A 25,749-nucleotide genomic window follows, 5' to 3' on the forward strand; every position below is an offset into this window, starting at 1 on the left:
GGTGTTTTTCCGTGAGCTTTTTCTTTTCTTTCTTATGCTATCATATATATTACAGAGTTATCCAAAAAGAGGAGGGACAGTATGGACAAAGAAAAGCGAAGTGAAGGCGAGGAAACGACAAAGAATGCGGTACAATCCCAATTCTCCCGCAGTGCGGAAGCCTATGTAAGCAGTCCGATTCATGCGCAGGGAAAAGATTTACACAAGCTGGTCGAAATCGCTCACCCCACTGGTAATGAGCATGTCCTGGATATTGCAACAGGAGGCGGCCATGTGGCAAATGCACTGGCGCCCCTGGTGCATCGTGTTACCGCCCTTGACTTAACCGAGGAAATGCTGCTGGCCGCACGCCGGTTCCTTGAAAAGAACGGCCGTACAAACGTTGATTTTGTAAAAGGAGATGCCGAAACGCTCCCCTTTCAAGATGGTGTATTTGACATTGTAACGTGCCGCATCGCGGCCCATCACTTCCCACACGTTGCTTCCTTTATTAACGAAGCGTTCCGTGTCCTTAAACCGGGCGGCTCTTTCTTACTCGTCGACAATGTTGTCCCCGAAGAGGAGGCGTTTGATGAATTTTATAATGAACTGGAGAAGCGGCGGGATTACAGCCACCACCGGGCGTGGAAAAAATCCGAGTGGGTGTCAATGACGGAGAGAGCCGGTTTCGAGATTGGCGAGTGGCACCGCTTTACAAAAACGTTCAAATTTGACGAGTGGTGTGACCGCATGCACCTTTCCGATGAACAAAAGCAGGGGTTAACGTATTTTGTAATGAATGCACCGGAGAAAGTCAAACGAAAATTCCGAATCGAAATTCAAGGCCGGCAGGTTGATACTTTTCAGGGAGAATCGATCGTACTGAAAGCTGTGAAGCCGGCATAAAACAAGGAAGGCGTGTGCTGCGCCTTCCTTTTCTCTTCTTTACTTCTATTTTAGCAGCCAGATTCTACTCGCTGTAACTTTTTCGTAATCATTTTTAACTTCCTCATAACCCTTTGCTTTTACAAAAAACCTACAATAAAAGGGAATACATATTTTTCTTATTTTTCCTGTTTTTTTCCGACTCCGTTATCCTCTAAACGTTCTTCTCATAGTAATATGAAGGGAGAGCAAAGAAACGGCAGCAGTATAATGTGCAGAAGCAGGAGGCCCTTATGTTAGAAAATCAGTCTACCAAGATTTTAATCGTTGAAGACGAGAGCTCCATTCGGGGGTTTATTACGATTAATTTAAAGCGGAATCATTTTGAAGTCATTGAAGCTGCTACCGGGGAAGACGGCCTGGAGAAAGTAAAAAGCGAAAAACCGGACCTTGTCGTACTCGACGTTATGCTTCCCGGCATGGACGGGTATGAGGTGTGCCGGAGATTGCGGGAGGAATTTCCTCATATCGCGGTCATTATGCTGACAGCCAGAGGACAGGATATGGATAAACTCATGGGGCTTGAGCTTGGCGCGGATGATTATATCGTAAAGCCGTTTAATCCTCTTGAGCTCGCCGCGCGAATTCGCGCCGTACTGAGGAGAATGAACGTGCCTGCCTCGAAAAGGGAGAAAACAAATGCTTTTCAAACCGGTCCCTTTCTCCTCGATATTTCCGCCCAGCGATTGCTTAAAAACGGAAGCGAAATTGAACTAACCCCCCGGGAATTCGATTTAATGAAAATGTTCATGGAGAACGCCAACAGAGCATTGAACCGGGATGAAATATTAAATATGGCGTGGGGTGTGGATTTTATCGGTGATCCGAAAACGGTCGATGTCCACATCAGGCGCCTGCGGGAAAAGATAGAGAACTACCCTTCTAAGCCTGATTTTATTGAAACGGTATGGGGATTCGGGTACTGCTGGCGCGAGGGGCAGGCAAGTGTACGGAATTAAAACACGGCTCGTCGGGAGCTATCTTGTTGTTATTTTTATTACTGTCTTTCTCTGAGAATGGCAGGGAACGACATCGTCATTAACTCGATTGGCACCAGCCCCGCCCTTGCCCTGTCGAATGAAATCCCAATTATTTAGGAAGAGGAGGCGAGACTGTGGTAGATGACCGTTTGCTGTGCTGCGCCAGGCAGGGAAATCGCGACTGTCTCCGCAAGCTTCTAAAAGAAATCGAACAGCATGTATATACGACGGCGTTTTATGTGTTACAAAGCCAGCCCGACGCTGTTGCCGCTTCCCAGGAAGCGCTGCTTGAAATTTATAAAAGTGTCCATAAATACAGTGGAGAACACGGAGCTTTTGCTCTATGGGTGCAACGGATAACAGGAGGCATTTGCCTCCATATCCTCTCGCGGCAGAGGGAACGTCACCCTTTACACGATATCCCGCCTTTTGAATCCATAGGCTCCCACCGCCATTACAATAATAAATAAAAGCAGAGAAATCGAATACATAAGAGGGCCTTTATCGAATCTCTCTTGAACAGGCCCGAGCAAAGCCATCCCCGGATACGTCCACGGATAATAAATCCAATATGTTTTTGAATTGGCTATTAACGCGCCGGGTACGGCAAGACCGGCACCAACCGTCAGGGGCACGCCCACATGGGAAAAATGCATGCTAAGCACAAACTGCAGAGCCACGATTGGCAGAATCGCTACAAGAGACAGCAGCGGCCCTCCGGCAATGAGATGCAGGGGCATCGATTCACCGGGAATAAACAGAACGCCCCCGATCGCCATCACTGCAATGAGGATAAGTGTACTTAAAATGATAAGCGATAACCCGACAATAAATTTCGTCCAGTAAACCTGCCCTCTTCTTACAGGAAGTGATAAAAGCTGCTTCCACCCGTTCTGTCCGTACTCAATCCGGGCTAACAAAGCCATTAAAACGGTCACGAGCAAGGGCATCAGGAGGATGCCATAGAAAGACACGCACTGTTCATAAATAATTTCCCACTTCACTCTTTCTGCCTTCCAAAACCCGGAATAGCGTACGAAATTGGCCACCCCCTGAGACACGAGAAAAAGAGGAGCCAGTACGGCGATCCATACGATTTTTGAGCGGCGCAATTTTAGAAATTCGACTGCCAGCATGTTTTTCATTTCCGTCCTCCCTACACAATATCCCGTTTTTGAAATTCAATCATGCCCGCGAAGAGTGCAACGATTCCGGTAATAAGCCCTCCCCATACAACGGGCTGTGTATCTTCGCCCGCAAGCGGAGCCGTAAATACGAGTGATGAGTAAGGAATGTAAGGCCCGATGCCCGACTGGGCAAAAAACAACGCACAAACACTGCCGCATATCCCAATGGCTACAGGGATAATCACATTCTTACAGCGTGAGCTTAACCAATGCTGTATGCTTACAATGCCGAGAATCGCAGCATATTGATTCATGATATACGCAAAGAAAAGGGAATAATCCGCTGCTTCAGGAAATCCAATCGCTTTGCCGACAAGCACCATTCCCATGCCCGCTACGGTAATGGCAAACCAACTTAGAAGAACGGTTAAAAACCACTTGGATAGATACACGTTTGCCCGGCGTACAGGCAGACTGAGCAGTTGCTTCCACGCGTTGTCGCTGAATTCTCTGAAATGAATAACCGTAGAGACGAGCGTAATGCCGATCGGCAGGAAGAAAAACCAGAAGAAGTGGTTTTCCCGCAGCAGAATTTCCCACGAGGTCATTTCGGATCTATACCTTGAAAACAAGTAATCGTACCGCAAATACAGGTCGAAAAAATCAAGTCCGAGCACCAGAAGAGGCCCTCCAATCACAAGCAGCCACATGACGCCTCTTTTTTGTTTGTACAGCTCGGCTGCCACGACAACAAATGCATTCATAGACTTTTCGCCTCCTCCGTCAACCTTAAGAAGATGTCCTCAAGCGACTTTTTATCCTCACTTATGTGCGATACTTCGTATCCATTCTCCACCAGCTTCCGGTTAACCTTGGCGGCGTTCGCCGCCGCTGCATCAATGTACAAACTGGTTTCCTCTTTTTCAACGTGGTATCCCTCGTGAAGCAGGTAATTCCCTGCCTCCAGAAGCGGCTGGGCATCGATGCGAAGCCTCGCTTTGCTTCTCTCCCGAAGCTCCTGCAACCCGCCTTGAAACAGCAGCTTTCCCATATGAATAATACCGACCCGATCAGCCACAAGTTCAATCTCACTTAAAATATGGCTGGAGACAAGAACCGTCATATTCATCTGCCTGGGAAGGCTGATAATCAAGTCACGTATCTCATGAATCCCGGCCGGATCGAGCCCGTTCGTCGGTTCATCCAGAATGAGAAGCTCAGGGCGGCCCAGCAACGCCTGCGCAATGCCGAGACGCTGCTTCATGCCGAGGGAATATTTTCTCACCTGCTTATCCTTCCACTCCGTAAGCCGGACGATTTCAAGCACTCTATCGATTTCCCCGGGCTCCAATCCGAGCAGCTTGCCGGTAACTTCGAGATTTTCAAATCCTGTAAGGTGGCCATAATAGGAAGGCGACTCTACCATCGAGCCTACCTTCTTGAGGATTTCGATCCGGTTTTGTGCCAGCGGTTTGCCGAAAATGTACACTTCACCGGCGGTGGGCTTAATCAAGCCGAGAAGCATTCGAATCGTCGTTGTCTTTCCCGCGCCGTTCGGTCCAAGGAAACCGTACACCTCTCCTTTTTTGACCTGTAAATCCAGGTTACGTACAGGAACAAAATCTTTGAACTGCTTGATGAGCCCTTTTGTTTCTATGAGAAATTTAGTCATCGTTACGCTCCTATCTAATCTTTTGCTGCTTTGATTGTAGCCCTCCTTCCTTAATTCCTGTTTTAGCGAACCTTAATCTTCGCTTAATTAAATCAAAAAAGAGGAGTCCTCAAAAATAAGGCTCCTCTTCTATACAGCTATTATTTTAAAACAGACAGTGCGATTTTTTCTAACTCCTTCTTTTCGAGAATTCCACTAACATAAATGGTATAGGCACTCTGTTCGCCTTTTTTCGGTACAATGATAGAAAGGCCTTTATATGCCCTCTGTCCGCCTTCACCATAGAATGCCTGGTATCCATCCAGCGTATAATTTGCCGTCCTGTCAAATGTCTGCGGCATATGGAAGCTGCCTTCATCCTCAAGTTCGTTTTGAATGACAACCATGGTTTCATTTCCTTTTGCATAGTGCATATTAATGGCTGGCTTTAGCGGCGTCTTGACATCGTCCCATGTAGCCCCCACTTCGCCTTCCAGCTTATACCCTTCCGGGACATAGGACGGGTGCTTAATCGTGAAGGAAAGCAGCTTTTGCGATTCAGAAATAGAAAGCTCCTTGATGTGGCTTTCCACATCCCCCGCCATCTTTTTGGAGTAAGGGGCAAGCTGCTTTTCAATTTCTGCAAGCTGCTGCCTTTCTGCAGGACTTAACTTCTCCGGATGGGTTGTTCCGTTTTTATCTGTCACTTTTACCGAATACTGTGCAGCCTCTTTCAGGAGAGCCGCCATCTCGTTGTATTCCTTTTCATCCAGTACCTTCTTGGCCTGCTGGAGCTTTCTCTCCAGACCGTTGTAGTCGGTTTCCGTTCCGCCTGCTTTTATCATCTGTTCTTTTGAACCGACAATTTGCTCAGCCAGGTAGGAATATCCCGCAAATCCGGCTGTCGGAACCATAACGGCTGCTGCTACAATACCCGCTATCCATTTCTTTTTCATGCTTTTCTCCTTTTTCTCGAAATCAATTTGAGCGAGGATTTTTTCTTTTAACGCGGGTGGATGTTCAATTTCTTCGGATTTCACTTTCAGCACGCTGCGGACCTGATCTTCAAAGTTCATATCGGCTCCCCGCCTCTCTAAAAAAATGAATGGAGCTTTCCTGCTTTTTGCGCAGCTTCTGCAGAGCGGAATGAATTCTCGACTTTACGGTTCCTGCAGGGATATCCAGAATCTGAGCGACTTCCTCCTGGGAGTAGTCATGCAAGTACCGGAGAATAACAACCTGCTTCAATTTGTAAGGCAAGCTTTCAATCTGCCGGAGCAGCTCCTCATTTTCCAGCCTATCTACTACATCGCCCGAGAAGTCCGGCTCCGTCTTTTCTTCTTCCTGTTCTCTTTTTTTCGCTGCAATCCGGAACAGCATCCAGTTTTTCCTCCGGTAGCTGTTTACCTGCCGAATGGCAATGCCCGTTACCCAGGGGCGAAAAGGGCGCTTCCTATCAAACCCGGGCAGCGATTTATAAATTTGTAGGTAAATCTCCTGCAGGACATCGTCGAAGCTGGACTTGTCACCAAGCAGGAAATGAACGGTCCTGGAGACATTATCAATTGTTTTTTCATAAATCTCACCAAAAGCCTCCCGATCACCCGCAATGGTTCGGTCGATGAGTTTATTCATTTCTTCTCTGTCTGCATCTCTCATCCGTCATCCCCCCTCTCTCGTCTTTACGCTCTATATTGGAAGGAAACCTAAATTTCGTTCGATTTTTTTTCTAGAAAACAATCACAACTTTTGTGCCCGCTCCTATCTCGCTTTTTACAGTGATTTCTCCCTGATGTGCCGTAATAATCTGCCTGGCAATCGCCATTCCTAACCCCGATCCTTCATGCTGGCCTTCCGTATTCGTGCCGCGATAATAACGTTCAAACACGTTTGCAAGCTCCTGTTCTTCAATCCCTTTGCCGTCATCTTCAATTTCAACGGTAATTTGTTCTCCGTTTCCTCTCACACTAACCCTCACCTTTGTTCCCGGCGGGTTATGGACAATTGCGTTGTAAATAATATTCATAAAAGCCCGCTGCAGCCAAACGCTATCGAACAGGAATGGAATATATTCCGCTGTTGTTTCAAATTCAATGTCCCGTTCCTCATATCGCGGGTTATTGAGCAGCTCAATAACAACACTGCGGATAAGTTCCACTATGTTTCCTTCCTGCTTCTTTAGCGGGAGCAGCTCATTCTTTAGTTGGTATGTAATTTTCAAGTCGTCGAGTAAAGCCCCCATATAGTCTGCTTTCCCAACGATAATGCCCGCATATTTCTCCCTTTCTTCGGCCGGCATTGCCTCATCCGGCTCCGCAAGAACTTCCCCGTATCCTTTTATCGAAGATAGCGGAGTCCGAAGATCATGGGAAAGGTTCGTAATCCACTCTTCCCGCATTGTTTCCAGCTTTTCACGCTGTTTTTCGTTCCACTGCAGGGTGGAAGAAAGCTCATTTAGGCTTGTATATACATCTTTATATAACCCGCGGACTGGATATTGGATGCTGTAGTTTCCTTCCGCAAGCTGTTTAATGCCGCCGATAATCGTAAGAAGAGGCTCGTTAGCCTCCTTCCAAAAAGGTAGCCGATCGTCACTACCGTCAGGATCGTAACAAGGAGCAGGACAAGCGCTCCCTGCTCCCAGAAGTTGAAAAATTTCGTTTCGCTATAGTACATCGTGTATCTGCGGATTTTTTCAGTAGGAAAGCCAATCACGTACGTCCACCTGGCTTCATTCTGGTTTACCCAGCTAATAAAGAGGCTGGAGTTTTTAATCGTTCCATCGTATTTGTGAAAATGCACAATTTCGCCGGGCGTATAATGCTTAGGAGCATCTGCCGGTTTATTCATGCTGTATACTTCGGTTCCATTCCCATCAAGGATTTGAATCCACGCTTTTTCCTTCTTTAACTGTTCCTGACCCGCTGGTAAAACAAATGGAATTCCTCTATTAAAAACAATATTGTCCTTGAACCGAAGGGTAAAGGACTCAGGGTATGCAGAATAGGGATACCCCTCTTTTTCTGGAGAAGTATCCAACCCAAAAAAGTAAAAGAATGCCCCGAAGTTTACCATTGTTAATAGAATTGTCAGCGTGCCTAACGCGGCAAGGAACTGCCCGGTTACTTTCCACTTCATGCTTTTTCTTCCTTCGTGTTCAGCTTGTATCCCAATCCTCTAATCGTAAGGAGGTAAATAGGGCTTGACGGATTATCTTCCAGCTTTTCACGCAGGTGGCGAATATGAACCATAATCGTGTTGTCATAGCCGAAGTACTCTTCTCCCCAAACGGATTCATACAGTTTTCCCTTGCTGAAGATTTGGTTCGGATGCTTTGCAAGAAATAGAAGCAGCTGATACTCTTTGGCTGTCAGCGTAATGAGCCGGTCCGCTTTTCGGACTTCCCCTCTTTTTTCATCAATTTGTATATCTCCAAACGTTATGGCTGTTTCGATGTCCCGCATTCCTATATATTGATTTCGTCGGAACTGCGCTTTAATCCGGTAGGCTACCTCTTTCGGGCTGAATGGCTTTGTGATGTAATCATCCCCACCGATGCCAAGACCCAGGATTTTGTCCGTGTCTTCCCCTTTGGCGGACAAAAAAAGGATGGGTGCGATGGTCATTTTCCTGAGTCTCTGACACACCTCAAACCCATCCATATCCGGCAGCATGATATCAAGCACGATAAGATCCGGCTTTTGTATCTGGCAGATTTCAATGCCTTTTTGACCTGTTGTTGCCCTGTGTATGTTTTGGAACCCTTCTTTTATTAATACTGTTTCTAGTAAATTCAATAATTCTGTCTCATCATCAATCAGAAGAATTTTTTTGGCGGAACGATCCGGCATTGTCAGCATATTTATCACCCTGGCCTGCTTTTATATGGATTTTTCGCCATTATACCATACATTTCCTTTTCTCTATCTTAAGATTGCCTTAAGTCTTTGCTCACATCTCAGTTGAATGACAGGGAAAGAAAAAAGACCAGGTTTCCCCAGTATAGTTCACATGTATTTTATTTCGTTATTCTCAACATAGTATTCGTATTCTGCTGAAATTCATATGGAACCCTAATTTCTTCAGCGTTCCACCCTGAGTTTTGGATATCATTGATTAGTTCATCCAGGTAAATATATCTGTTACACTGAAAATCAGTTGTCGGGAAAATCCTTATTTCTTCTTGGGTTACACGCATAAGTTCTGTTATCGTCTGTAAGTGAAACTCATAATCGAGTTTATCTGCGTAGAGAAACAGAAAATTTGCAGAAAGAGTTAGATCAAATTGTTTATCATCAAACGGCAAGGTTGGTAAAACAGCAGGAACATAACGGCCTTCTTTCCCGTTCTTTTTCATGTCTGAAATACATTGGTTTAATGCCTTTGTTCTTACCTGTTTCAATTCGTCAACTGATTTAAAATAATCCCACAAGAAGTTCTTTTGAATATCCTCATTTTTCATATTGGACATGGTGGTTTCAATATCCTCTAAGCCCTTTTGTTCCAATTCTTCGACAGAATAATAATAAGCAATGTCACACGCTGTAACGTTCATCCCAAGCTGGTTGGATACTGCTGTGAAAGAGCACGCGCCGCCAGGACAATCAAGGACATTCATATAATTCTACAAGCGCGCTGCTTTTCAATGCCAGGTGCATGTATATGAGGCACCTTCCTCTTTATGTTTGTTCGAAGTGTTTCCTCCATGAACCTAGTTCTCTTTACATGTGGTGTTTAATCGCATTCATAAGCTGCTCTTTAGGCTGGAAGCCAATGATCTGCTCCACCACTTGACCATCTTTAAACAGCAGCAATGTTGGTATACTCATCACGTTAAACTGCTGGGCTGTGTTCGGATTTTGATCCACATTTAACTTTCCAATTATAATCTTATCTCCGATTTCATTGTTAATTTCTTCGAGTACCGGAGCGATCATTTTACAAGGGCCGCACCATGGTGCCCAGAAGTCAACGAGCACAGTGCCCGATGCGGTTTCACTTCCAAAGATATTATCGTTTAATTCAATCATTGCCATTTTTGTTACCTCCTATTATTCCTTAATACCGGATTTCCCCAGTCGATTTCTGAAAGTTGGATAAAGCGTATTGTTTTTTCCAATCCCTGTAGAACCCTGTCTTATGGAGTTTAATTTTGCAGATAGCTCCATAAACCACTGTTCATCCCTGGTTGCTAACGCCAGGTCAATTAAATCAACGATTTGTTCCTCATTATCCGCCACTAAAGCAGATAGCTTCTCAACCCGTTTGTTTACTATTTCAACGGTTCTGCCAATAATTTTTTCATTATCGCATGCAACAACGTTTACTTTTACTGTCCCTTGCAGTAAATCTACGGTATCAATATAACCGCGTATCAATTCACCATTCTCCGATTTCCCACTGACCCAATCCCCTGCTTCCAGCTGCCATTTATTGTTTGGCATGAACATTCACCCCTTTGCGTGTAGAAGAAAAATATTGTTTATCTGTAACAAAAAACATTACAGTACAGTTAAAAAAACAGAAAATCAAATCAGTACCGTTAGCACTGTTTAATTTTCTCCAGGACAGAACTGATCGTAATCTGGTCTAAATATTTCTCAAAATAAATCTCAGCATCGTTAAAAATTTGATCCATAACGACCTGAATATTGGATGAAACCAGACAGGCCTGCTCCGGGTCTCCTGTACACCAGCTCGGTTTGATTGTTCCGCATGAAACCGCGCGGTAAACCTGAGCCAGCGTTATTTCCTCAGGATTGCGGTTCAGAATGTACCCACCGCCGATCCCCTCTTTTGTCTTTACAAATCCGCTTTTACGCAAGCAGCTCATGATTTTTCGAATTCTTGCTGAGTTTGTAGAAACATTTTCTGCAATTAAGTCACTGCTGGCCATATGCTCAGGTAGATAAGCTAAAAAGACCAGGCTGTGCACTGCTATCGTAAATTCACTATTCACTTGGTCCATTTCCTCTCAAGAAGGATACTGTAATCATAATGTATACAGTTTATAAAGTCAATAGAAACGGCTCCCTTCATTTATTGAAGGGGTACCTCTTTCTTTCCTTTTCTATCCAGTACCTTCTCCCACGTCTGCCAGTTTAGAAGGATAATGCCAAACAATACGCCCGCCCCTCCGGCAATAGTAGAGAGCGAAATCTTTTCCTGCAGAAAAATCGCGCCGACAAGCATAGCGATGACCGGAGCTACATAGGTCCATGTCGTAGGGAATGTCGCATTTGTTTCTTTGACGAGCCAGTAATAAATATTGCTTGCAAAAATAGAAGCCACAATAGCGAGGTAGAATAAGGCCAGCAAAGAAGCCGAAGAAAAAGCAACCCCGCCGGTGTTCTCGAAAATAAGAGAAAGCACAAACAAACCTACACTGGCGAATATCATTTGGAATCCATTGAATGCGGAAGGAGAAACTTTCCCCATTATCTTCTTCGAGCGAATGGCGCCTACCGCGAAAGCGCACTCGGCCAGAACGATAGCTGCCTTGCTTATATAAGCATGGCTGCCCGTAAACTCAGCCGTGTTCGGAGTCACTCCGACGATGAGTGCGGTACCTGCAATTCCGAGGGTAAGCCCGGCTACAACATACCAGTGAAACCGCATTTGTCCGGTGTAGATCCCGATAATCGTTGTGAAAACCGGAGCCGTTGCCACCAGAAGGGCTGCCAATCCGGAGGGCACATATTGTTCCGCCCAGTATAAAGCGGCAAAAGGAATCGTCGTCATCAAAAACCCGAGCCAGGCCATCTCCCTGTATTCTTTGAAAGAATAACGCTGTAACTGGCGGCGGCAGAAAAGAACCGACAAGATGAGTGCCCCCGCAATAAAGAAGCGCAGCCCTGCAAAAAGGAACGGCGGCATCCCGTCCTCAATCCCAATTTTTATCGTTAGAAATGTTGTACCGAAAACAAGACACATTACAACATAGCCCAGTAACACAAACATCACCCTTTCTTACTACTGAGCATAGCAAATAGCAAGAATTTGCGATAATATCAATAAGTAAGAAGGGGTATAACCTAATGTAATAGCCCTAGTGTTTCAAAACGTTTAGGAGGAGGCGACCGCCTATGTTCCGGTTGCAGCAATTAAAATATTTTGTGACCGCAGTAGAAAAAGGCAGCCTGAATAAAGCCGCGTCTGCATTATATGTCTCGCAGTCCGCCCTGACCAAGCAGCTTGCCAGACTGGAGGATGAACTGGCCTGCCGCCTGATGATAAGAAAACCAACAGGGATTGAGACAACCGAAGCCGGAAATTATTTGTACGAAAGAGCCCGCATCATGATTGCACAGGCTGAAGAGACGCTTGAGGGAATGAAACAATACGCCTCGAGGCCGCATATCCGCATTGGCGCACTTCCAAGCCTTGCAGGCTATTATCTGCCGGATACGATCCACCCGCTGCAAACGGAAGGTACATATACTTTTGATATCACTGTTCGTGATACGACGGATGAATTAACCTCCATGCTGGAGAAGGGGGAACTTGATGTGGCTTTTGTTCAGGACTTCACTGAGCACGCTTCACTGTCCAGCCTTTTCCTTTTTGATGAACCCTATATGGCCGTCCTCCCGGTTTCCCACCCGCTTGCCGCCAGGGAGGTACTCAGCTTCTCGGAGCTTAGCGATGAGAAGTGGGTTCTCCATAGGGATCCGTGCGATATTCGAACGTCTTTCCGCCACCACTGCAGCGAGCTTGGGATCGATCCCCCGGTTGCTCTGGAATTGAACTTTAATGAATCCCTTCTTCCCTTCATCGCTAAAGGATATGGGATTTCCATCACACCCGGCATTGTCGCTCCCCATATTCATGACCCGCTGCTCGTTGTAAAAGACATCGCATCCGATCCCTTCTATCGTACCATCAGTGCGGTGTTTCATCCGAAGGCGGAAAAGCAGGTTCGGGCATTGCTTGCCTGAGAAATTCAATCGTTTGGCTGAATAATTAAATAGTAAATACAGGGTGTATCGAGTTCATTGCAAAACCGATGCTGTTGATTCGCCTGAAAATACAGCGAGTCCCCCTCATAAAGCGTAATTTTCTCCTCGTTAATAAAGGCGGTAAGGGTACCGGATGCCACAGAAATGTACTCCCGCGTGCCCGTTCGGTGCGGATGAAAATACCCTGTATCCGAGTAAGGCGGCAATTCATTCCGGATGAACTGCAATCCGAGCCCATCAAAGGAAGGAGAAAGCTGGGTTCGTATGAGTCCGGACACCTCATCTTTTATCGTGGAGGCTTCTGTTTTTCGAATCACGATCTGTTCGCGCGCTTCCTCGAATCCGATGAGCCTGGATAAGGTAATGCCGAGCGCTTCTGCAATTTTGCATGCCGTATTCACGGTCGGGTTTTTTTCGTTCCGCTCGATTTTGGAAATCATCGAACGGCTCACTCCTGAACGCTGCTCTAAATCTTCTAAGGACCAGCCTCGTTTTGAACGCTCTGTACGTAAATTGCTCCCGATATCCATCTTTATTTCTCCTATAGTATATTTTTTTCTTGGAATTTCACCTATTTCATGCTACGTTAATTATACACTATAGAATATAAATTCTTCTAAAGGAAACAGGTGAATGAAAATGAATAACGTATGGCTAGCCCTCCTTCCCCTTATAACCGTGTTTCTCTCTCTTTTTGTATGGAAGCAATCGATTAGTAAAACAGGTATGTATGGCTTTTTAGCAGCCTGTATCGTCGGCCTGCTCCCCATGTTCGGAAATGAAAATACAGGATTAGTACTGGAAGCTTCTACCACAGGATTTTTTCTTGCCCTGCCCGTTATGTATGTCCTCTTGTCCGGTTTATGGATGTATAAACTTATGCAGCAAACAGGCGCAATGGAACAGCTTACGGATTGGCTGGAGCAGGTATCTTCCCATCCGCTTAGGCGGACCCTGTTAATTACAGCGGGTGTTTCGCCTTTTCTTGAGTCCGCCATCGGTTTTGGCATCGCCGTTGTCTTCGCTGCGCCGTTTTTCAGAACCCTTCATAAGAGCCATACGAAAACAGCGATTTTGTCCTTGATGACTCTCCACATGGTACCATGGGGCGCTATGGCCGTTGGAACCGGATTGGGAGCCTCTATCGCCGGAGTACCGGTCATAAAGCTAGGCTCCTCTACTTTCGTTTTCTCGTTCTTTCTTATCGCAGGTATCGTTGTAGCTTCTTCCATTTATTCAGCCGGGTGGCAGCTGGCAAAAGAAGGCTGGAAGGACATTGTGTTCGCGCTTGTCGCTCTCCTGTCCATTCTCTATTTTGTGACGACCTTCGTTTCTGTGGAAATCGCGGGAATTACAGCGGGACTCGCTACAACGCTTCTTCTCGTTTATTGCTGGAGAAACAGGGAACAAAAGAAGACGCCTTCCCGCGCGGGCTCGTCTTATCGGCTCATCATTCCCCTTATTTTGTTTCTTGGCTGCATACTGAGCACGCGGCTTGCGTCGTGGACTTCCCCTTCTGTTTCCGGATGGTTTGTGAACCACCCTTACATATACAATCCTGCTACGTATATGATTGGTGCCTGCATCGCCTTAGGAATCCTTAGCCAGCTAAAACGAAAGCAGTGGATCCAGTCAGTACGGGATGCGCTAAGGCAAGTTCAACCGGCAGCCCTGTCTACACTGACCTTTGTCGCTATGGGGACGGTGATGAAGCAGTTAGGATTGTCTGCGTCCCTGATTTCTTCATTGCCTCATACAGGGAGCGTATATGTGTGGCTTGCACCTTTCGTCGGGGGCATGAGCGGCTGGCTTGCGGGGTCAAACTCAGGAGGGAACGCGATGTGGATGCACATTCAGGCAGGGATGGCCGACTCGACCGGTTTGCCGCGCGATTTGCTGGCCGCCGTCCAAAACACAACGGCCTCTTACCTTATGATGGCTTCACCTTCCCGCATCGCCCTCGCTGCTGCTGTCGCGGGGGAAGAGGCGACCGAGCGGAGCATTCTCCGCACAATCGCCCTTGTCTCTGGATCCGTTCTGCTTTTTGTTACGCTTGAGCTCGTATTCCTCGTTTATTTTACCCGTGTAATGCCTTAATTGTTACATGAACACATGCTCCTCCTGACGGGCGGTTTTCCGCACGGATCTCTCCGCCGTGCTTGCGAACAATCGCCTGTGCAATATAGAGTCCGAGCCCGGCATGCCCTTTATCAACAGAACGGGACGCGTCCCCTTTGTAAAATTTTCGGAACAGATGAGGCAGCTCTTTCTCCGGAAACCCCGGGCCGCTGTCGCAGACGGTAAAGGTGACGCTACCCTTCTGAATCACCGCCCGGCACTCAATGGTTCCCTGTTCCGGAGTAAAGCGAAGGCTGTTGGCGATAAGGTTATCGAGCACCTGCAAAATCCGGCCTGTCGATTTCGGAAACGACGTTCATCTCCTCCAGCATTTGGGCTGCACGTTTTGTATTTTGTTCAATCGTTCCCAAATACTTTTCCAGCCTTGCCGGGTTGGATCGTCCGCCTTCCAGCAGCCCTTCCACGTGACCCTGAATAATGGTAAGCGGGGTGCGCATGTCATGGGCAATCGCCGCGACCATGTCCCTGCGCTCCTGCTCCAGCTCCCACTCCCGCTGCAGGGAGTGCTGCAGTTCACGGCGCATATCCTCAAACGATTGCGCCAAGCTTGAGCAATGCCCCTCTTCTGTCCTTCTGAATGTTCATCCCGGCGACGGTAATTTCGCCTTCTGTCGGGGCAATTAATCCCGTTATCATTCGTATAAGCGTTGTTTTCCCTGAACCATTCGGTCCCAAAAATCCACAAATGTCTCCGCTATGGATCGTAAATGATATGTGGTCCACAAGCCTTCTTCCTCTGATGCGCTTTGTTATATTTTTTACTTCCAGTATGTCTGTTTTCATGGTCATTCCTCCTCTTTCCTAATGATAGGAGGAATTTCTAAAGGAATTATAAAGTTGAGCAAAAAAAGGCTGCCGAGAATTCCCGGCAGCCTGCTGGTGTACTTTATTAACAGTTTGCGGCACCCGGATGTGAAATACTGAACCGGTCGCCAAACATTGTTTTCTTATGGTCAATTTCCAGGCCATCCATATAGGCGGACAGCCCTGGATCATATACAAAGCGAATTCCGTCAATCATTACCTGCTTATCCGTCTCTTCGATGGACTCTTCCAGAGCCATACCGTAATTAGGGCCGCCTCAGCCGGCGCCTGCGATAAAAAGACGAAGCGTATCGTTATCGGGATACTCAAGAACTTCCTTTAACTTCTCCACCGCTTCCTTCGTTACGCTGATCATTTCCTCACCTTCTTTCTTTACGTTCGATGATTTTTATTTTTCCATGCGAGGGCAAAATACATCATTCATTTGCCCGGCAAAAAAATACCTGTTTCGTTTGTTTTACCCAGCCTGGCAGTAATTGAACAACATACCCTGTACAGTATAGTTTATGTAAACAGCTCAAGATGTCAACAACTAAAGTGTACATACAGTTCCTTACAAAACAAGTGACTCTCCATCCTGCGGAATGAGCACCTGATTGCTCAATCGCTCCCCCTCAAGGTAATTTTGAAGCTCATTGCGCGATAGGAGGCAATGGTTAAACGCCTCCAGATGAACTGCAACGACTTTTGTTTCCGGCAAATAACGGCATACCTTCCCTACATCCTCCGCCGTCATCGTAATCGGATCCCCTAATAAAAACTGTGCCGCTCCGGCATTGACAACACTTATCTGCGGCTTGAATTTTCTCAATGCCTCTTCTACCTCCGAACAGTAAATCGTGTCCCCTGCAATATAAATCGACGGTTCCTCTTCCACTTCAAGAATAAACCCGGAAACCGGCCCCATCTGTCTGCCAACTTCTCCTGTTCCATGCCGGCCGCCTGTGCGTGAAATTTCCACCCCATTCCATATGTAAACCTCATCCACCGGGTGCACGTTGCTGAACCCGGATTCCTCGAACTTTTCTTCATCCCCAGGCTGGCAGAAAATCGGAATCCCCTTCGATAATACGGATGCCGCCGTATCATCAAAATGGTCCCTGTGCATATGAGTGACCAGGACAGCGTCTACATCTGTAACCTCTTCAACATCAACCGGCAGCGGAACAAGCGGATTCCTTCTTGTATTTGCTGAATTAGCAGCTGGCGTCATGCTTTCCGCCTCCCCCAGCATGGGATCGACCAGTATTCTTTTCCCGCCAAGCTGAAGAACCAGCGTGGCATGACGAACCAATTGAATTTTCATTTTCATTCCTCCTGTATCCTATATAATGGTGTTATCAAAATAGTACCAGGGAAACAGGTGCCATATCGACAACTCCATGAAAGAAAAAGAACGGTATCATTTACATGATGAAAGGAATTATACATATGATGATTGACGATACAGATCGGGCGATTTTGGAATGGCTGGAAAAGGATGCACGTATGCAGTGGAAAGAAATCGGCGAAAAAGTTCATTTAACCGGCCAGGCGGTAGCGGGACGAATCCGGAGGATGGAGGAAGCAGGCATCATTGAAGGGTTTACCATAAAATTGAACAACGGTAAAATCGGAAAAACACTGACTGCTTTCATCACCATTTTCATGAAAACAACAAACCACTCCTCATTCCAACTCTTTCTTAAAGAAAAAGAAGAAATTGAAGAGGCACACCGGGTAAGCGGGGAAGGATGCTACTGGCTCAAGGCGGCGTTTGGTTCCGAGCAGGAACTAAACCGGTTTTTGGACGAGCTGCTCCTCTACGGCAACTACCGGGTGAACCTTTCGATCGGGCAAATCAAATAATTCCATGTAAAAACCTTTGACTCCGGGGCAATATAAGAAATAGCGACCATGGATTTTGCCCACAAAGGAGTTATTTCATGGAACAGACGGCAAAGCTTGATTCTCAGTCTAAACTTTTGCTGCTGATGAATACGTTGTACCTCAGTTCCATTGGCCTGTCCAATACACTCGTCAACGTGTATCTCTGGAAGGTAAGAAGTGATTACGCTACCATCGGGCGGTTTAACTTATTTATTTTTATGGCCTCCCCTTTTACCTTCTGGCTTGCGGGACATATGGTAAAGAAAGTTGACCGTGTATTCAGCATTCGGCTTGGGGTTTTTATTATGGCCGCCTTTTATCTGCTTGTTCTCTTCCTTGGTGAGTCTTCCGTTCGTTATACGTCTTATCTCGGACTGCTTCTTGGAATGGGGACCGGCTTTTACTGGCTTGGCTATTATGTGCTGTACTTTGAAATTACCTCCCCTTTTAACCGCGATACGTTTAACGGAATGAACGGGTTCCTCCTCTCTCTGGCCAGCGGAGTTGCTCCCTTTGTGGCCGGCTGGCTCGTAACAAGACAGGCAAACGGATACCGCATGATTTTCACCCTTTCCCTTTGCATTTTTCTTCTTGCCGTTCTTGTCAGCTTTTTTATCCGCTCCAGAAAAGCGGACGGACAATTTACGATGACAAAGGTGTGGAAGGATACGGTTGCCAGATCGAGGTGGCATTATGTTATGTTCGCCTGCTTCTTCTGGGGGATTCGTGAAGGGGTTGTCGTGTTCCTTATCAGCCTGCTTGTTTATATTACTTCATCAAGTGAATTTACGCTGGGCGTGTATGCATTCTTCACATCTGCGATTTCCCTTCTCTCCTACTACATGGTTGGGAAGTGGATTCAACCATCTAAAAGAGGAGCGTATATTCTTCTCGGCGGCGTTATGCTCTGTATTGTTGTACTCCCCCTGTTTGGCGGGCTTAGCTTTACAACGCTCTTGCTGCTCGGCATTGGCAGCGCACTGTTTTATCCTTTTTTTACGGTTCCTGTCATGTCCAGTACATTTGACGTAATCGGAGAAAATATGGATAAAGCCCGGCAGCGTGTTGAATACATTGTCATTCGAGAGTTTGCCTTTAGCCTGGGGCGGCTGATCGGAGCAAGCCTGTTCCTTGTATGCATCTCCTTCTCGCAGACTTCACTCGCCTTTGCGTATTTGTTAATCGCCGTTAACGCGATGCTGCTGTTCTGCTGGTTCTTCATGCGGAAAGTCCTGCCCGCAAATGTATAGGGAACGGAATTCTGAAAAAAATAAAGGATAGCGACTGTATTTTCCTAAACAAAAGGAGGCGGCCACGATGAAAGAGAAAGCAATCTTAGCTTATTTTAGCAGCCCGGAACAAGCCAAACAGGCGGAAAAAAAGCTTTCTTCTCTCGGTACGATTGATACGCAGATCGACAGGATTAGCAGGTACCCGGCAGAAGGCGGCATTGAACAGATTAATAATCCGATTACCGGCAATATCACCAGTCTTCCTGGTATGACAATGGATGCCGCTACGACAAGTAATAGCGCAAGCGTCCTTCTGGCAAACGATGTAACGGCCAGCGGAATAAGTGACGGAGGACAGGAGGCAATCGACGGAAGAGACATCCTCCTTACGGCTGTAGTTGATGAGTCTGTCCACAAGCGGGCGCTGAAAATTGTTCGTAAGGAAGGCGGCCTCGTTTAGAAAAAAGGAAAGCCCTTCCTCCTGAAAAGGGGAAGGGCTCATTTATGTTAATAAAGACTGCTTACGAAACGATTTCTTTTTTGAGCGAGGCTGCAAGCTCTTCAGATAAAACAGCAGTCGACTGGTAATTCTCATGGGCAATGGCGAGAACGACTTCCCCTTCATATTCGGAAAATGCTTTACGCTGTTCCGGGGTGAAAGGCAGTCTGACATAATGCACAGACTGTGTATAGCTTTCATCCTCTTCCTCTTGTTCACCAGGCTCATAGGATGTGATGACATGCTCCCCAAAGCGGAGTTGTACGCTATCCTCAATACCGACAATCGTTTTATTAAACGCACGGAGCTCATTCTGGTTCGGGATTTCGATAAACAAGGTCATGCTCAGTTCATTATCTTCCGGAAGCAAGTCGTTATATACTTCCAGCATTTCATCAATGTACTCTTCCCGTTCGATTTGCTCGGCACGAATCATTTCCTGGATTTGGAACCAAACGCTCAATCTCGTTTCAAAAAGCCCTGACATCCGTTCATTTAACGATACACGGCGAACCTTTTTTTCCTGAATGACCCGCTGCAGGAACTTCTCGTGCACCTGAATATACTCTTTGTAGGGCAGCAGTTCATTTTTAGCAATTTTATTCATGAAATATCCTCCTTTCTGCTAAAAAGGAAGGCGCATTATGTGCCTTCCTTCCTTAAATTATTCTTCCCCTAATTTTGAGAGGATTTTTTTAAATGTGTTGGCATGCGCTTTTTCTGACTTGGACATTACTTCAAACCATTCAGCGATTTCGTCGTATCCTTCTTCACGCGCTGCTTTTGCAAAGCCTGGGTACATCTCGGAGAACTCGTATTCTTCACCGGCAATCGCGGATTTCAAGTTCTTTTCTGTTGTGCCAACCGGCATGTCAGTTACAGGGTCTCCTGCACCGAAGCGAAGAAGCATATCGAAGTGGCCGTGTGCGTGTGCAGTTTCGCCATCACCGATGCGGCGGAAAGCGTTCGCGATTTCTGAATGGCCTTCAGTGTCCGCCTGCTTAGCAAAGTAGATGTAGCGGCGATTTGCCTGGGATTCACCGGCAAATGCTGTTTTTAAGTTTTCTAGTGTTTTACTGTTATCTAATGTTTTGCTCATTACAATCTCCCTTTCCTATAACAATTATTTATTTATAATTGTTTTAAATATGTTTTTATTATAGATAAAAATTTGCAAATGATCAAGTGCTTTTTTAAAACAAAAAAGGAATGAACGACTTCGGTTCATTCCTTCCTATTTCCATCGTTTTGTACGGTATGTTGATGTTTCTTCTACTGCCGCCTGCCGATCCCTCGATAGATTTAACACGTAAATCTCCTTCTGCAGCCGCATGGCGCATGAGCCGCAAAACTTCCCTTCCTGTACGTTCGTTCCACAGGCTTCACATGGATAGCCGATGTTCGGAAAATCAGTTGCAATAAATCGCTTTTCACGAATGAATGTGTGGATGCTTTTTAAAGAAATGCCTGTTCCCTCACTTGCCTGGATCGTCGTTGCACCTTTATTTTTCAGCAAATATTGATGCACGGTTTGATAGTTCTCTTCCCTTTGTGCGAAACAAGCCTGGCAAAGCTTTTTTAATGTTTCTATACACAGTTTGCCGCATGCTGAACAATTCGTGAATTTCACGGTGAACCGGCCTCCATGACTTTTGTGGTATAATAAATTGGTATTAAAGTCCCTTAATCATTATATGACAATTGACTTATAAAAAGTAGAGGGTTTTGTTTTCTGTTAGTTGTCAACTACCCGCCACTGAAGTGGCAGGCTTGTGTGAACGCATAAGCCTGGTTGATTAGACCTCTTCTCTCGCGAGAAGGAAACGTTAGGTGGGAATCCATAGGCACGCCGGGGTGCTTCCCAAGCTCCGGCCACTGCGGGATATGGTTAAACATCGCTGAGAGGCAGGCGAAGTGTCATATCCGACAAACCCCCACCGAACCGGTCGATGGGAACCTACGGAGACGATTTCTTAAGAAATCGGTTCTCTGCTTTATCTTCGCAAAGGAGATGTTTTCGATGGTGTATGTACTGAATCACAATGGCGAACCTTTGATGCCAACGAAGCGGTTTGGGAAGGTGCGCCGGATGTTAAAAAACAAGCAGGCGACCGTGGTGCGGCGCAGGCCGTTCACGATTCAACTGACGTATGAAACGACAAACTATGTTCAGCCGGTGACGTTGGGCGTGGATGCCGGCTATCAAACCGTTGGGTTTTCGGCGGTATCGGAAAACGAAGAGCTGCTTTCCGGTGAATGCCGCTTGCTGACGGGGATGAGTGAGCGTCTCAAAGAACGTGCCATGTACCGCCGACAGCGACGAGGGAAACTCCGTTACCGCGCTCCCCGGTTTGACAATCGGAGACGGCCCGAAGGGTGGCTGGCCCCGAGCATTCAGCACAAGCTGGACAGCCATGTGCGGCTTGTGGAACTTCTAAAGAAACTTCTTCCCGTACAAAAAGTGATCGTGGAAGTCGCCAATTTTGACATTCAAGCGATCCAAAACCCTGAGATTGCCGGCACCCTCTATCAAGAGGGAGAACAGCTCGGCTTCTGGAACTTGCGCGAGTACATCCTGCACCGGGACCATCATCAATGCCAACATCCGAACTGCAAAAACAAGTCAGTGAATCCCATTCTGCAGGTGCATCACGTCGGTTACTGGAAGGGCGACCGCTCGGATCGGCCCGGCAACCTCGTCACCTTGTGCAACCAATGCCACATTCCGGCAAACCACCAGCCGAAGGGCTTTTTGTATGGATGGGAGCCAAAGGTGAAATCGTTCCGACCGGAGACTTTCATGAGTATCGTCCGGTGGCGATTGACCCAGCTTTTAGGCAGGACGGCGACCTATGGGTATGTAACCAAACACGTTCGCATCCAACATGGGATCGAGAAAAGCCACGCCAATGATGCCTTCGTCATCGCAGGTGGCACTACCCAACCCCGCACCGCTCCCTTTGTCCTCCAGCAGGTACGCCGGAACAACCGGAGCCTCGAAAAATTCTACGATGCCAAATACGTCGACATTCGCACCGGAGCCAAAGCCAGCGGACAGGAGCTTTTCTGTGGCCGGCGCACACGAAACCGGGAGGTGGCCCGGGAAAACCTGCGCCAGTACCGGGGGGTGAAGTTGTCTAAGGGAAGAAGAAGCATCCGCCGGATGCGCTATCCCCTTCAACCGATGGATACGGTCAGGTTTGACGGCAAGGACTATCTTGTCAGCGGGACCAACAACAAAGGCAAAACGGTTGTGCTGAAAGGCTGTGCGCGGGTACCGTCCGTCAAGAAGGTGCAGGGGGTCAAGTACGGCAAAGGATTTTGCTGGCTGGCAGGGGAAGACCGCCGGGTTTCCGGGTTTCCTTTCCCATCTGAAGAAAGGGGTATCCAACCCGGCCTATTTATGAATAATCAAATGAGGAGATTGGGATAGGAATGAAGATAACTTTTGATGAAGATCACCTATCGGTTGTGTATGCCGGAGACACAATTAAGCTGCTCCCAAAAGAGTTTGCGCTCCTTCAGCATCTATTCCTTCATGAAAAACAAATTTTCAGCCGGGAATCCTTACTGGATGCTGTATGGCCGTTGGAAAATCCGACGGACCGCACCGTGGAGACCACATCTACCGCATACGAAAAAAGCTGAAGATATGGGAGCACCTTATCTCCATCGAAACGGTACGGGGACGGGGTTATTGCCTGACTTTCAGGCAGAAACACCGCCCTAGCAACCCTTTGTCCAGCGACGCTGAGCTTGTCGAAAGCTACCGTTCTTTATTGAATAAGTATCAACTTTTCGGACAGGGAGAAGCCATGCACTCGCTGGCCGAACACCAGCATATACTCGGCATTGATGTTGACGAGGAAAAGTCTTTATTTTTGCGGGCTGTGAAGGGAGACTTTCTAAGGACTGTTCGGCATCCTTCTTTGCCATTTCACGAAAAATTATATTATCTCCTTATCATTTTCTGGTACATACAATTCGATTGGGATACAACTCTCGCACTGATGGAAACCGCATTGCATAAAAAAATCATGCCGTATCATTATAAAGGGATCTGGAATTCACCATGATTAGCCTTTATATTGAGAACGACAGCATGAAGCAGGCCAAGCAGGCTTTACAAAAGGCAGAAAGCAAAATCATAAAGGAAAATCCAAAGGGTCTCTTCCTCTTCCTTGAGGTAAAAAAAGCGCTGTTCCATTTTGCTTCCCGCCATAAGAAGGAAACAGCTGAAGCGATAAATAAGGTTGAAAACCTGCTCACCCATTTTCCTTATCTGCGTGAAAAAGGGATTTTTCTCATCATCAAGGGATTATGGCTTTTGAATTGTGGAAAAAGAAAAGAAGCCGAAGATGCTTTCGATCAAGGCATCCACATACTAAAACAATCCAGGTTTATTCCTCACTTATTATATGGCTTGCATTTGCTCCATACCTTTCTGCATAAGCGTTTTGAAAGCGAAGCTGCTTTGCGCACGAAATACAACCGGATGTGGAGCCAAATTGGACATCAATACCACTTCGAAGAGCTTGAAAAAGAAACATGCGGCCAATTAATGCCCCTCCTCTGATATTGCTCTGACATTCCCCTGTTACGCTATAGATAACTTAGCTGAAATGGGGGGTTTTTATATTGAATAACAAAGACAGGCGTCTTCATGACTCACTATGGAAAAACCGCAATTTCACGGTCGCTTCCTCCCTGTCTAATGTCGGGGATTGGCTGGATTTTGTTGCGGTTGTCACGTTATTCAGTTATATATGGAAAGCGGAGCCCATGCTAGTCTCCTTACTGCCCCTCATGTACGCTGTGCCGGGAATTATGCTCAGCCAGGCAGCGGGAATCCTTGCCGATCGTATGAACAAACTTAACATTATGATTTACACTGATGTTACTCGCTGCTTTTTCACTGCGGGGCTGCTTATGGCTCCATCTCCTTACTGGATGCTGCTCATTTTACTGTTCCGTTCTATAGCAGGCGTTTTTCATCTGCCGGCCCAACAAGCGTTGCTGCGCTGCATAGTGAAAGATGAGCATGTTTTAAAGGCGACAACACTGAACGGAACGGTTTTTCAACTGGCAAAGGTATTTAGGCCAATCACCGGTGCAGCGCTTGTTACGATGATTATACAGATTATTGACGTCCAGTTAGCTGTTTTACTCCGCAGTATTTTCCCCGAACAAAGGGAAATAACAGGATGGACCATATCTGCCGTTGGGCTGGGCGCTGTGTGCAGCGCTGCTTTGCTTAACCAGTTGAGTAAGGTTCCACCGTATAGCGTGTTGCTGGGCGGGGCTTCCCTTCTTACTGGCATCTCCATCGCGTGGCTTGGCATGCTTCAGCCTGGGACAAATATAATCTGGCCTCTGCTATGCGCCCTGCTTTGCGGAATTGGAACAGGTCTTTCCTTTGTATGCTTAAATGTCCTGATTCAGAAGGAAATCCCGCAGGGAGCTGTTGGACGTGTATACGGAATTTATAATTCCATCCTAAATGTGCTGTTTGTTATTTCTCCTTTGCTTGGAGGATTGCTCGTTAGTTCGTACGGTCCGGCTTTTTACCTTTCAGATTGTCGGGTCCCTTGGTATTATTGTCGGCGGCTTCGGCCTTTTGCTGCGCAGGCGAATTTGGGGAACAAAACGAGCGAAGGATATACAGGGAATAGAAAAGGAAGAGAACCAGGTTCTCTCCAGATAATTGCTTCCGCCTATTTATTTTAGCGTGGGCCAAAGGAGGGTGGAATAGTCCCCTCCCACCTCGTTGTCCGGCATTTCACTGCAGTTTCTCGATTACCTTATCGATTAGGCCGTATTCCCTCGCTTCTTCCGCCAGCATAAAGTTGTCCCTGTCCGTATCCTTCTCTACTTTTTCAATCGGCTGACCTGAGCGCTCGGCTATGATTTTATTCAGTATTTCCCTTACCTTTAGAATGCGTTCGGCATGGATGAGAATATCTGCTGCCTGCCCTTGTGCTCCCCCTAACGGCTGGTGAATCATCACCTCTGCGTTCGGCAGGGCAAAGCGTTTTCCTTTCGCGCCAGCGGTTAATAAAACAGCCCCCATTGACGCGGCCATTCCTATACAGATTGTTGATACGTCCGTTTTAATAAATTGCATTGTGTCATAAATCGCCATTCCAGCAGATGTTGACCCTCCCGGGGAATTAATATAAAGATGAATGTCCTTATCCGGGTCTTCCGCGGTAAGAAATAACATCTGGGCCACAATGGAATTGGCTACATTATCATCAATCGCACTCCCAAGAAAAATAATCCTGTCTTTTAAAAGACGGGAATAGATGTCATACGAACGTTCTCCCCGATTTGTTTGTTCGATTACCATTGGAATCATGTTCATTGCAGGAATCCCTCCACTTCAAGTATGTTGTTTTCCACCTATGCCGCACACATACGCATAGATGAACGGTGTGAGAAAACCGGGCGTGGATTAAGCAGTACCGCAATTTTTGCCGGCTCTACTCTTCTAATGGCTTCTATACACACATCGATGATTTCTTCATATGATTCATCTGTTCGTT

36 protein-coding genes are annotated in these 25,749 nt (G+C 46.7%); 13 read left to right on the forward strand and 23 right to left on the reverse strand.

Annotation, left to right across the window (positions count from 1 at the left end; translation table 11 throughout):
- The first annotated feature begins 81 nt into the window (after positions 1 to 81).
- The 3 genes from MBEAL2_RS23955 (at position 82) to MBEAL2_RS30625 (ending at position 2,374) form a co-directional block, all read left to right on the forward strand.
- Positions 82 to 885 (forward strand): class I SAM-dependent methyltransferase, encoded by an 804-nt coding sequence (locus MBEAL2_RS23955; protein ID WP_047154756.1) that lies wholly within the window; start codon positions 82 to 84, stop codon positions 883 to 885.
- A 272-nt stretch (positions 886 to 1,157) separates the two neighbouring features.
- Positions 1,158 to 1,883, forward strand: coding sequence for a response regulator transcription factor (locus MBEAL2_RS23960; RefSeq protein WP_047154757.1), 726 nt, complete (start codon positions 1,158 to 1,160; stop codon positions 1,881 to 1,883).
- 155 nt (positions 1,884 to 2,038) lie between these two features.
- Positions 2,039 to 2,374, forward strand: coding sequence for a sigma factor (locus tag MBEAL2_RS30625; protein ID WP_047154758.1), 336 nt, complete (start codon positions 2,039 to 2,041; stop codon positions 2,372 to 2,374).
- Here the strand turns inward: MBEAL2_RS30625 and MBEAL2_RS23970 are convergent.
- From MBEAL2_RS23970 to MBEAL2_RS24025, 13 genes are all read right to left on the reverse strand, one after another.
- Positions 2,315 to 3,049, reverse strand: a complete 735-nt coding sequence (locus MBEAL2_RS23970; protein WP_047154759.1) for an ABC transporter permease — start codon at positions 3,047 to 3,049, stop codon at positions 2,315 to 2,317. The two genes, MBEAL2_RS30625 and MBEAL2_RS23970, sit on opposite strands and share 60 nt — an antisense overlap.
- An 11-nt stretch (positions 3,050 to 3,060) precedes the next feature.
- Complete coding sequence (locus MBEAL2_RS23975) at positions 3,061 to 3,795, reverse strand: ABC transporter permease (protein WP_047154760.1); 735 nt, start codon at positions 3,793 to 3,795, stop codon at positions 3,061 to 3,063.
- Positions 3,792 to 4,703 carry an ABC transporter ATP-binding protein gene (locus MBEAL2_RS23980; protein ID WP_047154761.1) on the reverse strand — a complete coding sequence of 304 codons (912 nt, stop codon included), beginning with the start codon at positions 4,701 to 4,703 and terminating at the stop codon, positions 3,792 to 3,794. The genes MBEAL2_RS23975 and MBEAL2_RS23980 overlap by 4 nt, the downstream gene beginning before the upstream one ends.
- A gap of 140 nt (positions 4,704 to 4,843) precedes the next feature.
- Positions 4,844 to 5,758 (reverse strand): DUF3600 domain-containing protein, encoded by a 915-nt coding sequence (locus MBEAL2_RS23985; RefSeq protein WP_047154762.1) that lies wholly within the window; start codon positions 5,756 to 5,758, stop codon positions 4,844 to 4,846.
- Positions 5,748 to 6,341 (reverse strand): sigma-70 family RNA polymerase sigma factor, encoded by a 594-nt coding sequence (locus tag MBEAL2_RS23990; protein WP_236692999.1) that lies wholly within the window; start codon positions 6,339 to 6,341, stop codon positions 5,748 to 5,750. Before MBEAL2_RS23990 ends, MBEAL2_RS23985 begins: the two co-directional genes overlap by 11 nt.
- A 70-nt stretch (positions 6,342 to 6,411) precedes the next feature.
- Complete coding sequence (locus MBEAL2_RS29690; RefSeq protein WP_052947966.1) at positions 6,412 to 7,080, reverse strand: sensor histidine kinase; 669 nt, start codon at positions 7,078 to 7,080, stop codon at positions 6,412 to 6,414.
- 56 nt (positions 7,081 to 7,136) lie between these two features.
- Entirely contained in the window at positions 7,137 to 7,820 is a 684-nt protein-coding gene (locus tag MBEAL2_RS29695; protein WP_052947967.1) for a hypothetical protein, read from the reverse strand.
- On the reverse strand, positions 7,817 to 8,542 hold the full coding sequence (locus MBEAL2_RS24000) for a response regulator transcription factor (RefSeq protein ID WP_047154784.1): 726 nt from the start codon (positions 8,540 to 8,542) through the stop codon (positions 7,817 to 7,819). Before MBEAL2_RS24000 ends, MBEAL2_RS29695 begins: the two co-directional genes overlap by 4 nt.
- A 158-nt stretch (positions 8,543 to 8,700) precedes the next feature.
- Complete coding sequence (locus tag MBEAL2_RS24005; RefSeq protein WP_236693000.1) at positions 8,701 to 9,300, reverse strand: SAM-dependent methyltransferase; 600 nt, start codon at positions 9,298 to 9,300, stop codon at positions 8,701 to 8,703.
- A 103-nt stretch (positions 9,301 to 9,403) separates the two neighbouring features.
- Positions 9,404 to 9,718, reverse strand: coding sequence for a thioredoxin (gene trxA / locus MBEAL2_RS24010; RefSeq protein ID WP_047154763.1), 315 nt, complete (start codon positions 9,716 to 9,718; stop codon positions 9,404 to 9,406).
- A gap of 15 nt (positions 9,719 to 9,733) precedes the next feature.
- Complete coding sequence (locus MBEAL2_RS24015; RefSeq protein ID WP_047154764.1) at positions 9,734 to 10,126, reverse strand: IDEAL domain-containing protein; 393 nt, start codon at positions 10,124 to 10,126, stop codon at positions 9,734 to 9,736.
- 98 nt (positions 10,127 to 10,224) lie between these two features.
- Entirely contained in the window at positions 10,225 to 10,641 is a 417-nt protein-coding gene (locus MBEAL2_RS24020; RefSeq protein WP_047154765.1) for an RrF2 family transcriptional regulator, read from the reverse strand.
- Between the two features lie 80 nt (positions 10,642 to 10,721).
- Positions 10,722 to 11,642, reverse strand: coding sequence for a DMT family transporter (locus MBEAL2_RS24025; RefSeq protein WP_052947969.1), 921 nt, complete (start codon positions 11,640 to 11,642; stop codon positions 10,722 to 10,724).
- A 125-nt stretch (positions 11,643 to 11,767) separates the two neighbouring features.
- Between MBEAL2_RS24025 and MBEAL2_RS24030 the strand changes: the two genes are divergently transcribed.
- A complete protein-coding gene (locus MBEAL2_RS24030) occupies positions 11,768 to 12,619 on the forward strand; it encodes a LysR family transcriptional regulator (protein WP_047154766.1) in 852 nt (283 codons plus the stop codon).
- Between the two features lie 5 nt (positions 12,620 to 12,624).
- On the opposite strand, the gene MBEAL2_RS24035 is transcribed toward MBEAL2_RS24030, so the two are convergent.
- Positions 12,625 to 13,170, reverse strand: coding sequence for a helix-turn-helix domain-containing protein (locus MBEAL2_RS24035; RefSeq protein WP_047154767.1), 546 nt, complete (start codon positions 13,168 to 13,170; stop codon positions 12,625 to 12,627).
- 109 nt (positions 13,171 to 13,279) lie between these two features.
- Between MBEAL2_RS24035 and MBEAL2_RS24040 the strand changes: the two genes are divergently transcribed.
- On the forward strand, positions 13,280 to 14,737 hold the full coding sequence (locus MBEAL2_RS24040; RefSeq protein WP_161798282.1) for an L-lactate permease: 1,458 nt from the start codon (positions 13,280 to 13,282) through the stop codon (positions 14,735 to 14,737).
- Here the strand turns inward: MBEAL2_RS24040 and MBEAL2_RS29700 are convergent.
- The 5 genes from MBEAL2_RS29700 to MBEAL2_RS24055 all read right to left on the reverse strand — a co-directional run bounded on the left by MBEAL2_RS29700 (position 14,718) and on the right by MBEAL2_RS24055 (position 16,910).
- Positions 14,718 to 15,038 carry a sensor histidine kinase gene (locus tag MBEAL2_RS29700; protein ID WP_236693001.1) on the reverse strand — a complete coding sequence of 107 codons (321 nt, stop codon included), beginning with the start codon at positions 15,036 to 15,038 and terminating at the stop codon, positions 14,718 to 14,720. The two genes, MBEAL2_RS24040 and MBEAL2_RS29700, sit on opposite strands and share 20 nt — an antisense overlap.
- Positions 15,028 to 15,324 carry a histidine kinase dimerization/phospho-acceptor domain-containing protein gene (locus MBEAL2_RS29705; RefSeq protein ID WP_052947971.1) on the reverse strand — a complete coding sequence of 99 codons (297 nt, stop codon included), beginning with the start codon at positions 15,322 to 15,324 and terminating at the stop codon, positions 15,028 to 15,030. Before MBEAL2_RS29705 ends, MBEAL2_RS29700 begins: the two co-directional genes overlap by 11 nt.
- The gene (locus MBEAL2_RS24050) at positions 15,308 to 15,562 is read right to left on the reverse strand and encodes an ATP-binding cassette domain-containing protein (protein WP_047154769.1); all 255 of its coding nucleotides are present in this window, start codon (positions 15,560 to 15,562) and stop codon (positions 15,308 to 15,310) included. Before MBEAL2_RS24050 ends, MBEAL2_RS29705 begins: the two co-directional genes overlap by 17 nt.
- Before the next feature lie 106 nt (positions 15,563 to 15,668).
- Complete coding sequence (locus MBEAL2_RS32015) at positions 15,669 to 15,842, reverse strand: hypothetical protein (protein ID WP_161798283.1); 174 nt, start codon at positions 15,840 to 15,842, stop codon at positions 15,669 to 15,671.
- A 315-nt stretch (positions 15,843 to 16,157) separates the two neighbouring features.
- Complete coding sequence (locus tag MBEAL2_RS24055) at positions 16,158 to 16,910, reverse strand: MBL fold metallo-hydrolase (RefSeq protein ID WP_047154770.1); 753 nt, start codon at positions 16,908 to 16,910, stop codon at positions 16,158 to 16,160.
- A 107-nt stretch (positions 16,911 to 17,017) separates the two neighbouring features.
- On the opposite strand from MBEAL2_RS24055, the gene MBEAL2_RS24060 reads away from it, so the two are divergent.
- From MBEAL2_RS24060 to MBEAL2_RS24070, 3 genes are all read left to right on the forward strand, one after another.
- The gene (locus MBEAL2_RS24060; RefSeq protein ID WP_173427740.1) at positions 17,018 to 17,452 is read left to right on the forward strand and encodes an Lrp/AsnC family transcriptional regulator; all 435 of its coding nucleotides are present in this window, start codon (positions 17,018 to 17,020) and stop codon (positions 17,450 to 17,452) included.
- Positions 17,453 to 17,529: 77 nt separating this feature from the next.
- Positions 17,530 to 18,723: an MFS transporter gene (locus MBEAL2_RS24065; RefSeq protein ID WP_052947972.1), complete on the forward strand. Its 1,194-nt coding sequence runs from the start codon at positions 17,530 to 17,532 to the stop codon at positions 18,721 to 18,723.
- Positions 18,724 to 18,790: 67 nt separating this feature from the next.
- Positions 18,791 to 19,165, forward strand: coding sequence for a hypothetical protein (locus MBEAL2_RS24070; protein WP_047154772.1), 375 nt, complete (start codon positions 18,791 to 18,793; stop codon positions 19,163 to 19,165).
- A 61-nt stretch (positions 19,166 to 19,226) separates the two neighbouring features.
- Here the strand turns inward: MBEAL2_RS24070 and MBEAL2_RS29710 are convergent, their stop codons facing one another.
- The 3 genes from MBEAL2_RS29710 to MBEAL2_RS24085 all read right to left on the reverse strand — a co-directional run bounded on the left by MBEAL2_RS29710 (position 19,227) and on the right by MBEAL2_RS24085 (position 20,834).
- Complete coding sequence (locus MBEAL2_RS29710) at positions 19,227 to 19,811, reverse strand: DUF3501 family protein (RefSeq protein ID WP_052947973.1); 585 nt, start codon at positions 19,809 to 19,811, stop codon at positions 19,227 to 19,229.
- 57 nt (positions 19,812 to 19,868) lie between these two features.
- Positions 19,869 to 20,303 carry a rubrerythrin family protein gene (locus MBEAL2_RS24080; protein ID WP_047154773.1) on the reverse strand — a complete coding sequence of 145 codons (435 nt, stop codon included), beginning with the start codon at positions 20,301 to 20,303 and terminating at the stop codon, positions 19,869 to 19,871.
- A gap of 135 nt (positions 20,304 to 20,438) precedes the next feature.
- Complete coding sequence (locus tag MBEAL2_RS24085; protein ID WP_047154774.1) at positions 20,439 to 20,834, reverse strand: hypothetical protein; 396 nt, start codon at positions 20,832 to 20,834, stop codon at positions 20,439 to 20,441.
- Positions 20,835 to 21,224: 390 nt separating this feature from the next.
- Between MBEAL2_RS24085 and iscB the strand changes: the two genes are divergently transcribed.
- From iscB to MBEAL2_RS24110, 5 genes are all read left to right on the forward strand, one after another.
- Complete coding sequence (gene iscB / locus MBEAL2_RS24090; RefSeq protein ID WP_173427739.1) at positions 21,225 to 22,637, forward strand: RNA-guided endonuclease IscB; 1,413 nt, start codon at positions 21,225 to 21,227, stop codon at positions 22,635 to 22,637.
- 2 nt (positions 22,638 to 22,639) lie between these two features.
- Positions 22,640 to 22,852, forward strand: a complete 213-nt coding sequence (locus MBEAL2_RS24095; RefSeq protein WP_047154775.1) for a winged helix-turn-helix domain-containing protein — start codon at positions 22,640 to 22,642, stop codon at positions 22,850 to 22,852.
- Positions 22,786 to 23,280 carry a helix-turn-helix domain-containing protein gene (locus tag MBEAL2_RS31325; protein ID WP_152667911.1) on the forward strand — a complete coding sequence of 165 codons (495 nt, stop codon included), beginning with the start codon at positions 22,786 to 22,788 and terminating at the stop codon, positions 23,278 to 23,280. The genes MBEAL2_RS24095 and MBEAL2_RS31325 overlap by 67 nt, the downstream gene beginning before the upstream one ends.
- Complete coding sequence (locus MBEAL2_RS24105) at positions 23,277 to 23,780, forward strand: hypothetical protein (protein WP_047154777.1); 504 nt, start codon at positions 23,277 to 23,279, stop codon at positions 23,778 to 23,780. Before MBEAL2_RS31325 ends, MBEAL2_RS24105 begins: the two co-directional genes overlap by 4 nt.
- 62 nt (positions 23,781 to 23,842) lie before the next feature.
- On the forward strand, positions 23,843 to 24,931 hold the full coding sequence (locus tag MBEAL2_RS24110) for an MFS transporter (RefSeq protein ID WP_047154778.1): 1,089 nt from the start codon (positions 23,843 to 23,845) through the stop codon (positions 24,929 to 24,931).
- A gap of 52 nt (positions 24,932 to 24,983) precedes the next feature.
- Here the strand turns inward: MBEAL2_RS24110 and clpP are convergent, their stop codons facing one another.
- Positions 24,984 to 25,568, reverse strand: coding sequence for an ATP-dependent Clp endopeptidase proteolytic subunit ClpP (gene clpP / locus MBEAL2_RS24115; RefSeq protein WP_047154779.1), 585 nt, complete (start codon positions 25,566 to 25,568; stop codon positions 24,984 to 24,986).
- Positions 25,569 to 25,749 lie beyond the last annotated feature (181 nt).

The sequence above is a fragment of the Aneurinibacillus tyrosinisolvens genome (assembly GCF_001015055.1).
GTDB lineage: Bacteria > Bacillota > Bacilli > Aneurinibacillales > Aneurinibacillaceae > Aneurinibacillus_A > Aneurinibacillus_A tyrosinisolvens.

What these genes read in the sequence shown, in the direction of transcription:
- MBEAL2_RS24040 (WP_161798282.1), top strand. Translation starts at nt 13,280, where the DNA reads ATGAATAACGTATGGCTAGCCCTCCTTCCCCTTATAACCGTGTTTCTC.
- MBEAL2_RS24080 (WP_047154773.1), bottom strand. Translation starts at nt 20,303, where the DNA reads ATGAGCAAAACATTAGATAACAGTAAAACACTAGAAAACTTAAAAACA.
- MBEAL2_RS29695 (WP_052947967.1), bottom strand. Translation starts at nt 7,820, where the DNA reads ATGAAGTGGAAAGTAACCGGGCAGTTCCTTGCCGCGTTAGGCACGCTG.
- MBEAL2_RS24070 (WP_047154772.1), top strand. Translation starts at nt 18,791, where the DNA reads ATGAAAGAGAAAGCAATCTTAGCTTATTTTAGCAGCCCGGAACAAGCC.
- MBEAL2_RS24105 (WP_047154777.1), top strand. Translation starts at nt 23,277, where the DNA reads ATGATTAGCCTTTATATTGAGAACGACAGCATGAAGCAGGCCAAGCAG.
- clpP (WP_047154779.1), bottom strand. Translation starts at nt 25,568, where the DNA reads ATGAACATGATTCCAATGGTAATCGAACAAACAAATCGGGGAGAACGT.
- MBEAL2_RS24050 (WP_047154769.1), bottom strand. Translation starts at nt 15,562, where the DNA reads ATGAAAACAGACATACTGGAAGTAAAAAATATAACAAAGCGCATCAGA.
- MBEAL2_RS24030 (WP_047154766.1), top strand. Translation starts at nt 11,768, where the DNA reads ATGTTCCGGTTGCAGCAATTAAAATATTTTGTGACCGCAGTAGAAAAA.
- MBEAL2_RS24025 (WP_052947969.1), bottom strand. Translation starts at nt 11,642, where the DNA reads ATGTTTGTGTTACTGGGCTATGTTGTAATGTGTCTTGTTTTCGGTACA.
- MBEAL2_RS23955 (WP_047154756.1), top strand. Translation starts at nt 82, where the DNA reads ATGGACAAAGAAAAGCGAAGTGAAGGCGAGGAAACGACAAAGAATGCG.
- MBEAL2_RS24060 (WP_173427740.1), top strand. Translation starts at nt 17,018, where the DNA reads ATGAAAGGAATTATACATATGATGATTGACGATACAGATCGGGCGATT.
- MBEAL2_RS24065 (WP_052947972.1), top strand. Translation starts at nt 17,530, where the DNA reads ATGGAACAGACGGCAAAGCTTGATTCTCAGTCTAAACTTTTGCTGCTG.
- MBEAL2_RS24015 (WP_047154764.1), bottom strand. Translation starts at nt 10,126, where the DNA reads ATGCCAAACAATAAATGGCAGCTGGAAGCAGGGGATTGGGTCAGTGGG.
- MBEAL2_RS23970 (WP_047154759.1), bottom strand. Translation starts at nt 3,049, where the DNA reads ATGAAAAACATGCTGGCAGTCGAATTTCTAAAATTGCGCCGCTCAAAA.
- MBEAL2_RS31325 (WP_152667911.1), top strand. Translation starts at nt 22,786, where the DNA reads ATGGCCGTTGGAAAATCCGACGGACCGCACCGTGGAGACCACATCTAC.
- MBEAL2_RS23975 (WP_047154760.1), bottom strand. Translation starts at nt 3,795, where the DNA reads ATGAATGCATTTGTTGTCGTGGCAGCCGAGCTGTACAAACAAAAAAGA.
- MBEAL2_RS32015 (WP_161798283.1), bottom strand. Translation starts at nt 15,842, where the DNA reads ATGGCTCTGGAAGAGTCCATCGAAGAGACGGATAAGCAGGTAATGATT.
- MBEAL2_RS29690 (WP_052947966.1), bottom strand. Translation starts at nt 7,080, where the DNA reads ATGCGGGAAGAGTGGATTACGAACCTTTCCCATGATCTTCGGACTCCG.
- MBEAL2_RS23990 (WP_236692999.1), bottom strand. Translation starts at nt 6,341, where the DNA reads ATGAGAGATGCAGACAGAGAAGAAATGAATAAACTCATCGACCGAACC.
- MBEAL2_RS24055 (WP_047154770.1), bottom strand. Translation starts at nt 16,910, where the DNA reads ATGAAAATTCAATTGGTTCGTCATGCCACGCTGGTTCTTCAGCTTGGC.
- MBEAL2_RS23985 (WP_047154762.1), bottom strand. Translation starts at nt 5,758, where the DNA reads ATGAACTTTGAAGATCAGGTCCGCAGCGTGCTGAAAGTGAAATCCGAA.
- MBEAL2_RS24035 (WP_047154767.1), bottom strand. Translation starts at nt 13,170, where the DNA reads ATGGATATCGGGAGCAATTTACGTACAGAGCGTTCAAAACGAGGCTGG.
- MBEAL2_RS24095 (WP_047154775.1), top strand. Translation starts at nt 22,640, where the DNA reads ATGAAGATAACTTTTGATGAAGATCACCTATCGGTTGTGTATGCCGGA.
- MBEAL2_RS24005 (WP_236693000.1), bottom strand. Translation starts at nt 9,300, where the DNA reads ATGAATGTCCTTGATTGTCCTGGCGGCGCGTGCTCTTTCACAGCAGTA.
- MBEAL2_RS29710 (WP_052947973.1), bottom strand. Translation starts at nt 19,811, where the DNA reads ATGAATAAAATTGCTAAAAATGAACTGCTGCCCTACAAAGAGTATATT.
- MBEAL2_RS23980 (WP_047154761.1), bottom strand. Translation starts at nt 4,703, where the DNA reads ATGACTAAATTTCTCATAGAAACAAAAGGGCTCATCAAGCAGTTCAAA.
- trxA (WP_047154763.1), bottom strand. Translation starts at nt 9,718, where the DNA reads ATGGCAATGATTGAATTAAACGATAATATCTTTGGAAGTGAAACCGCA.
- iscB (WP_173427739.1), top strand. Translation starts at nt 21,225, where the DNA reads ATGGTGTATGTACTGAATCACAATGGCGAACCTTTGATGCCAACGAAG.
- MBEAL2_RS24000 (WP_047154784.1), bottom strand. Translation starts at nt 8,542, where the DNA reads ATGCTGACAATGCCGGATCGTTCCGCCAAAAAAATTCTTCTGATTGAT.
- MBEAL2_RS23960 (WP_047154757.1), top strand. Translation starts at nt 1,158, where the DNA reads ATGTTAGAAAATCAGTCTACCAAGATTTTAATCGTTGAAGACGAGAGC.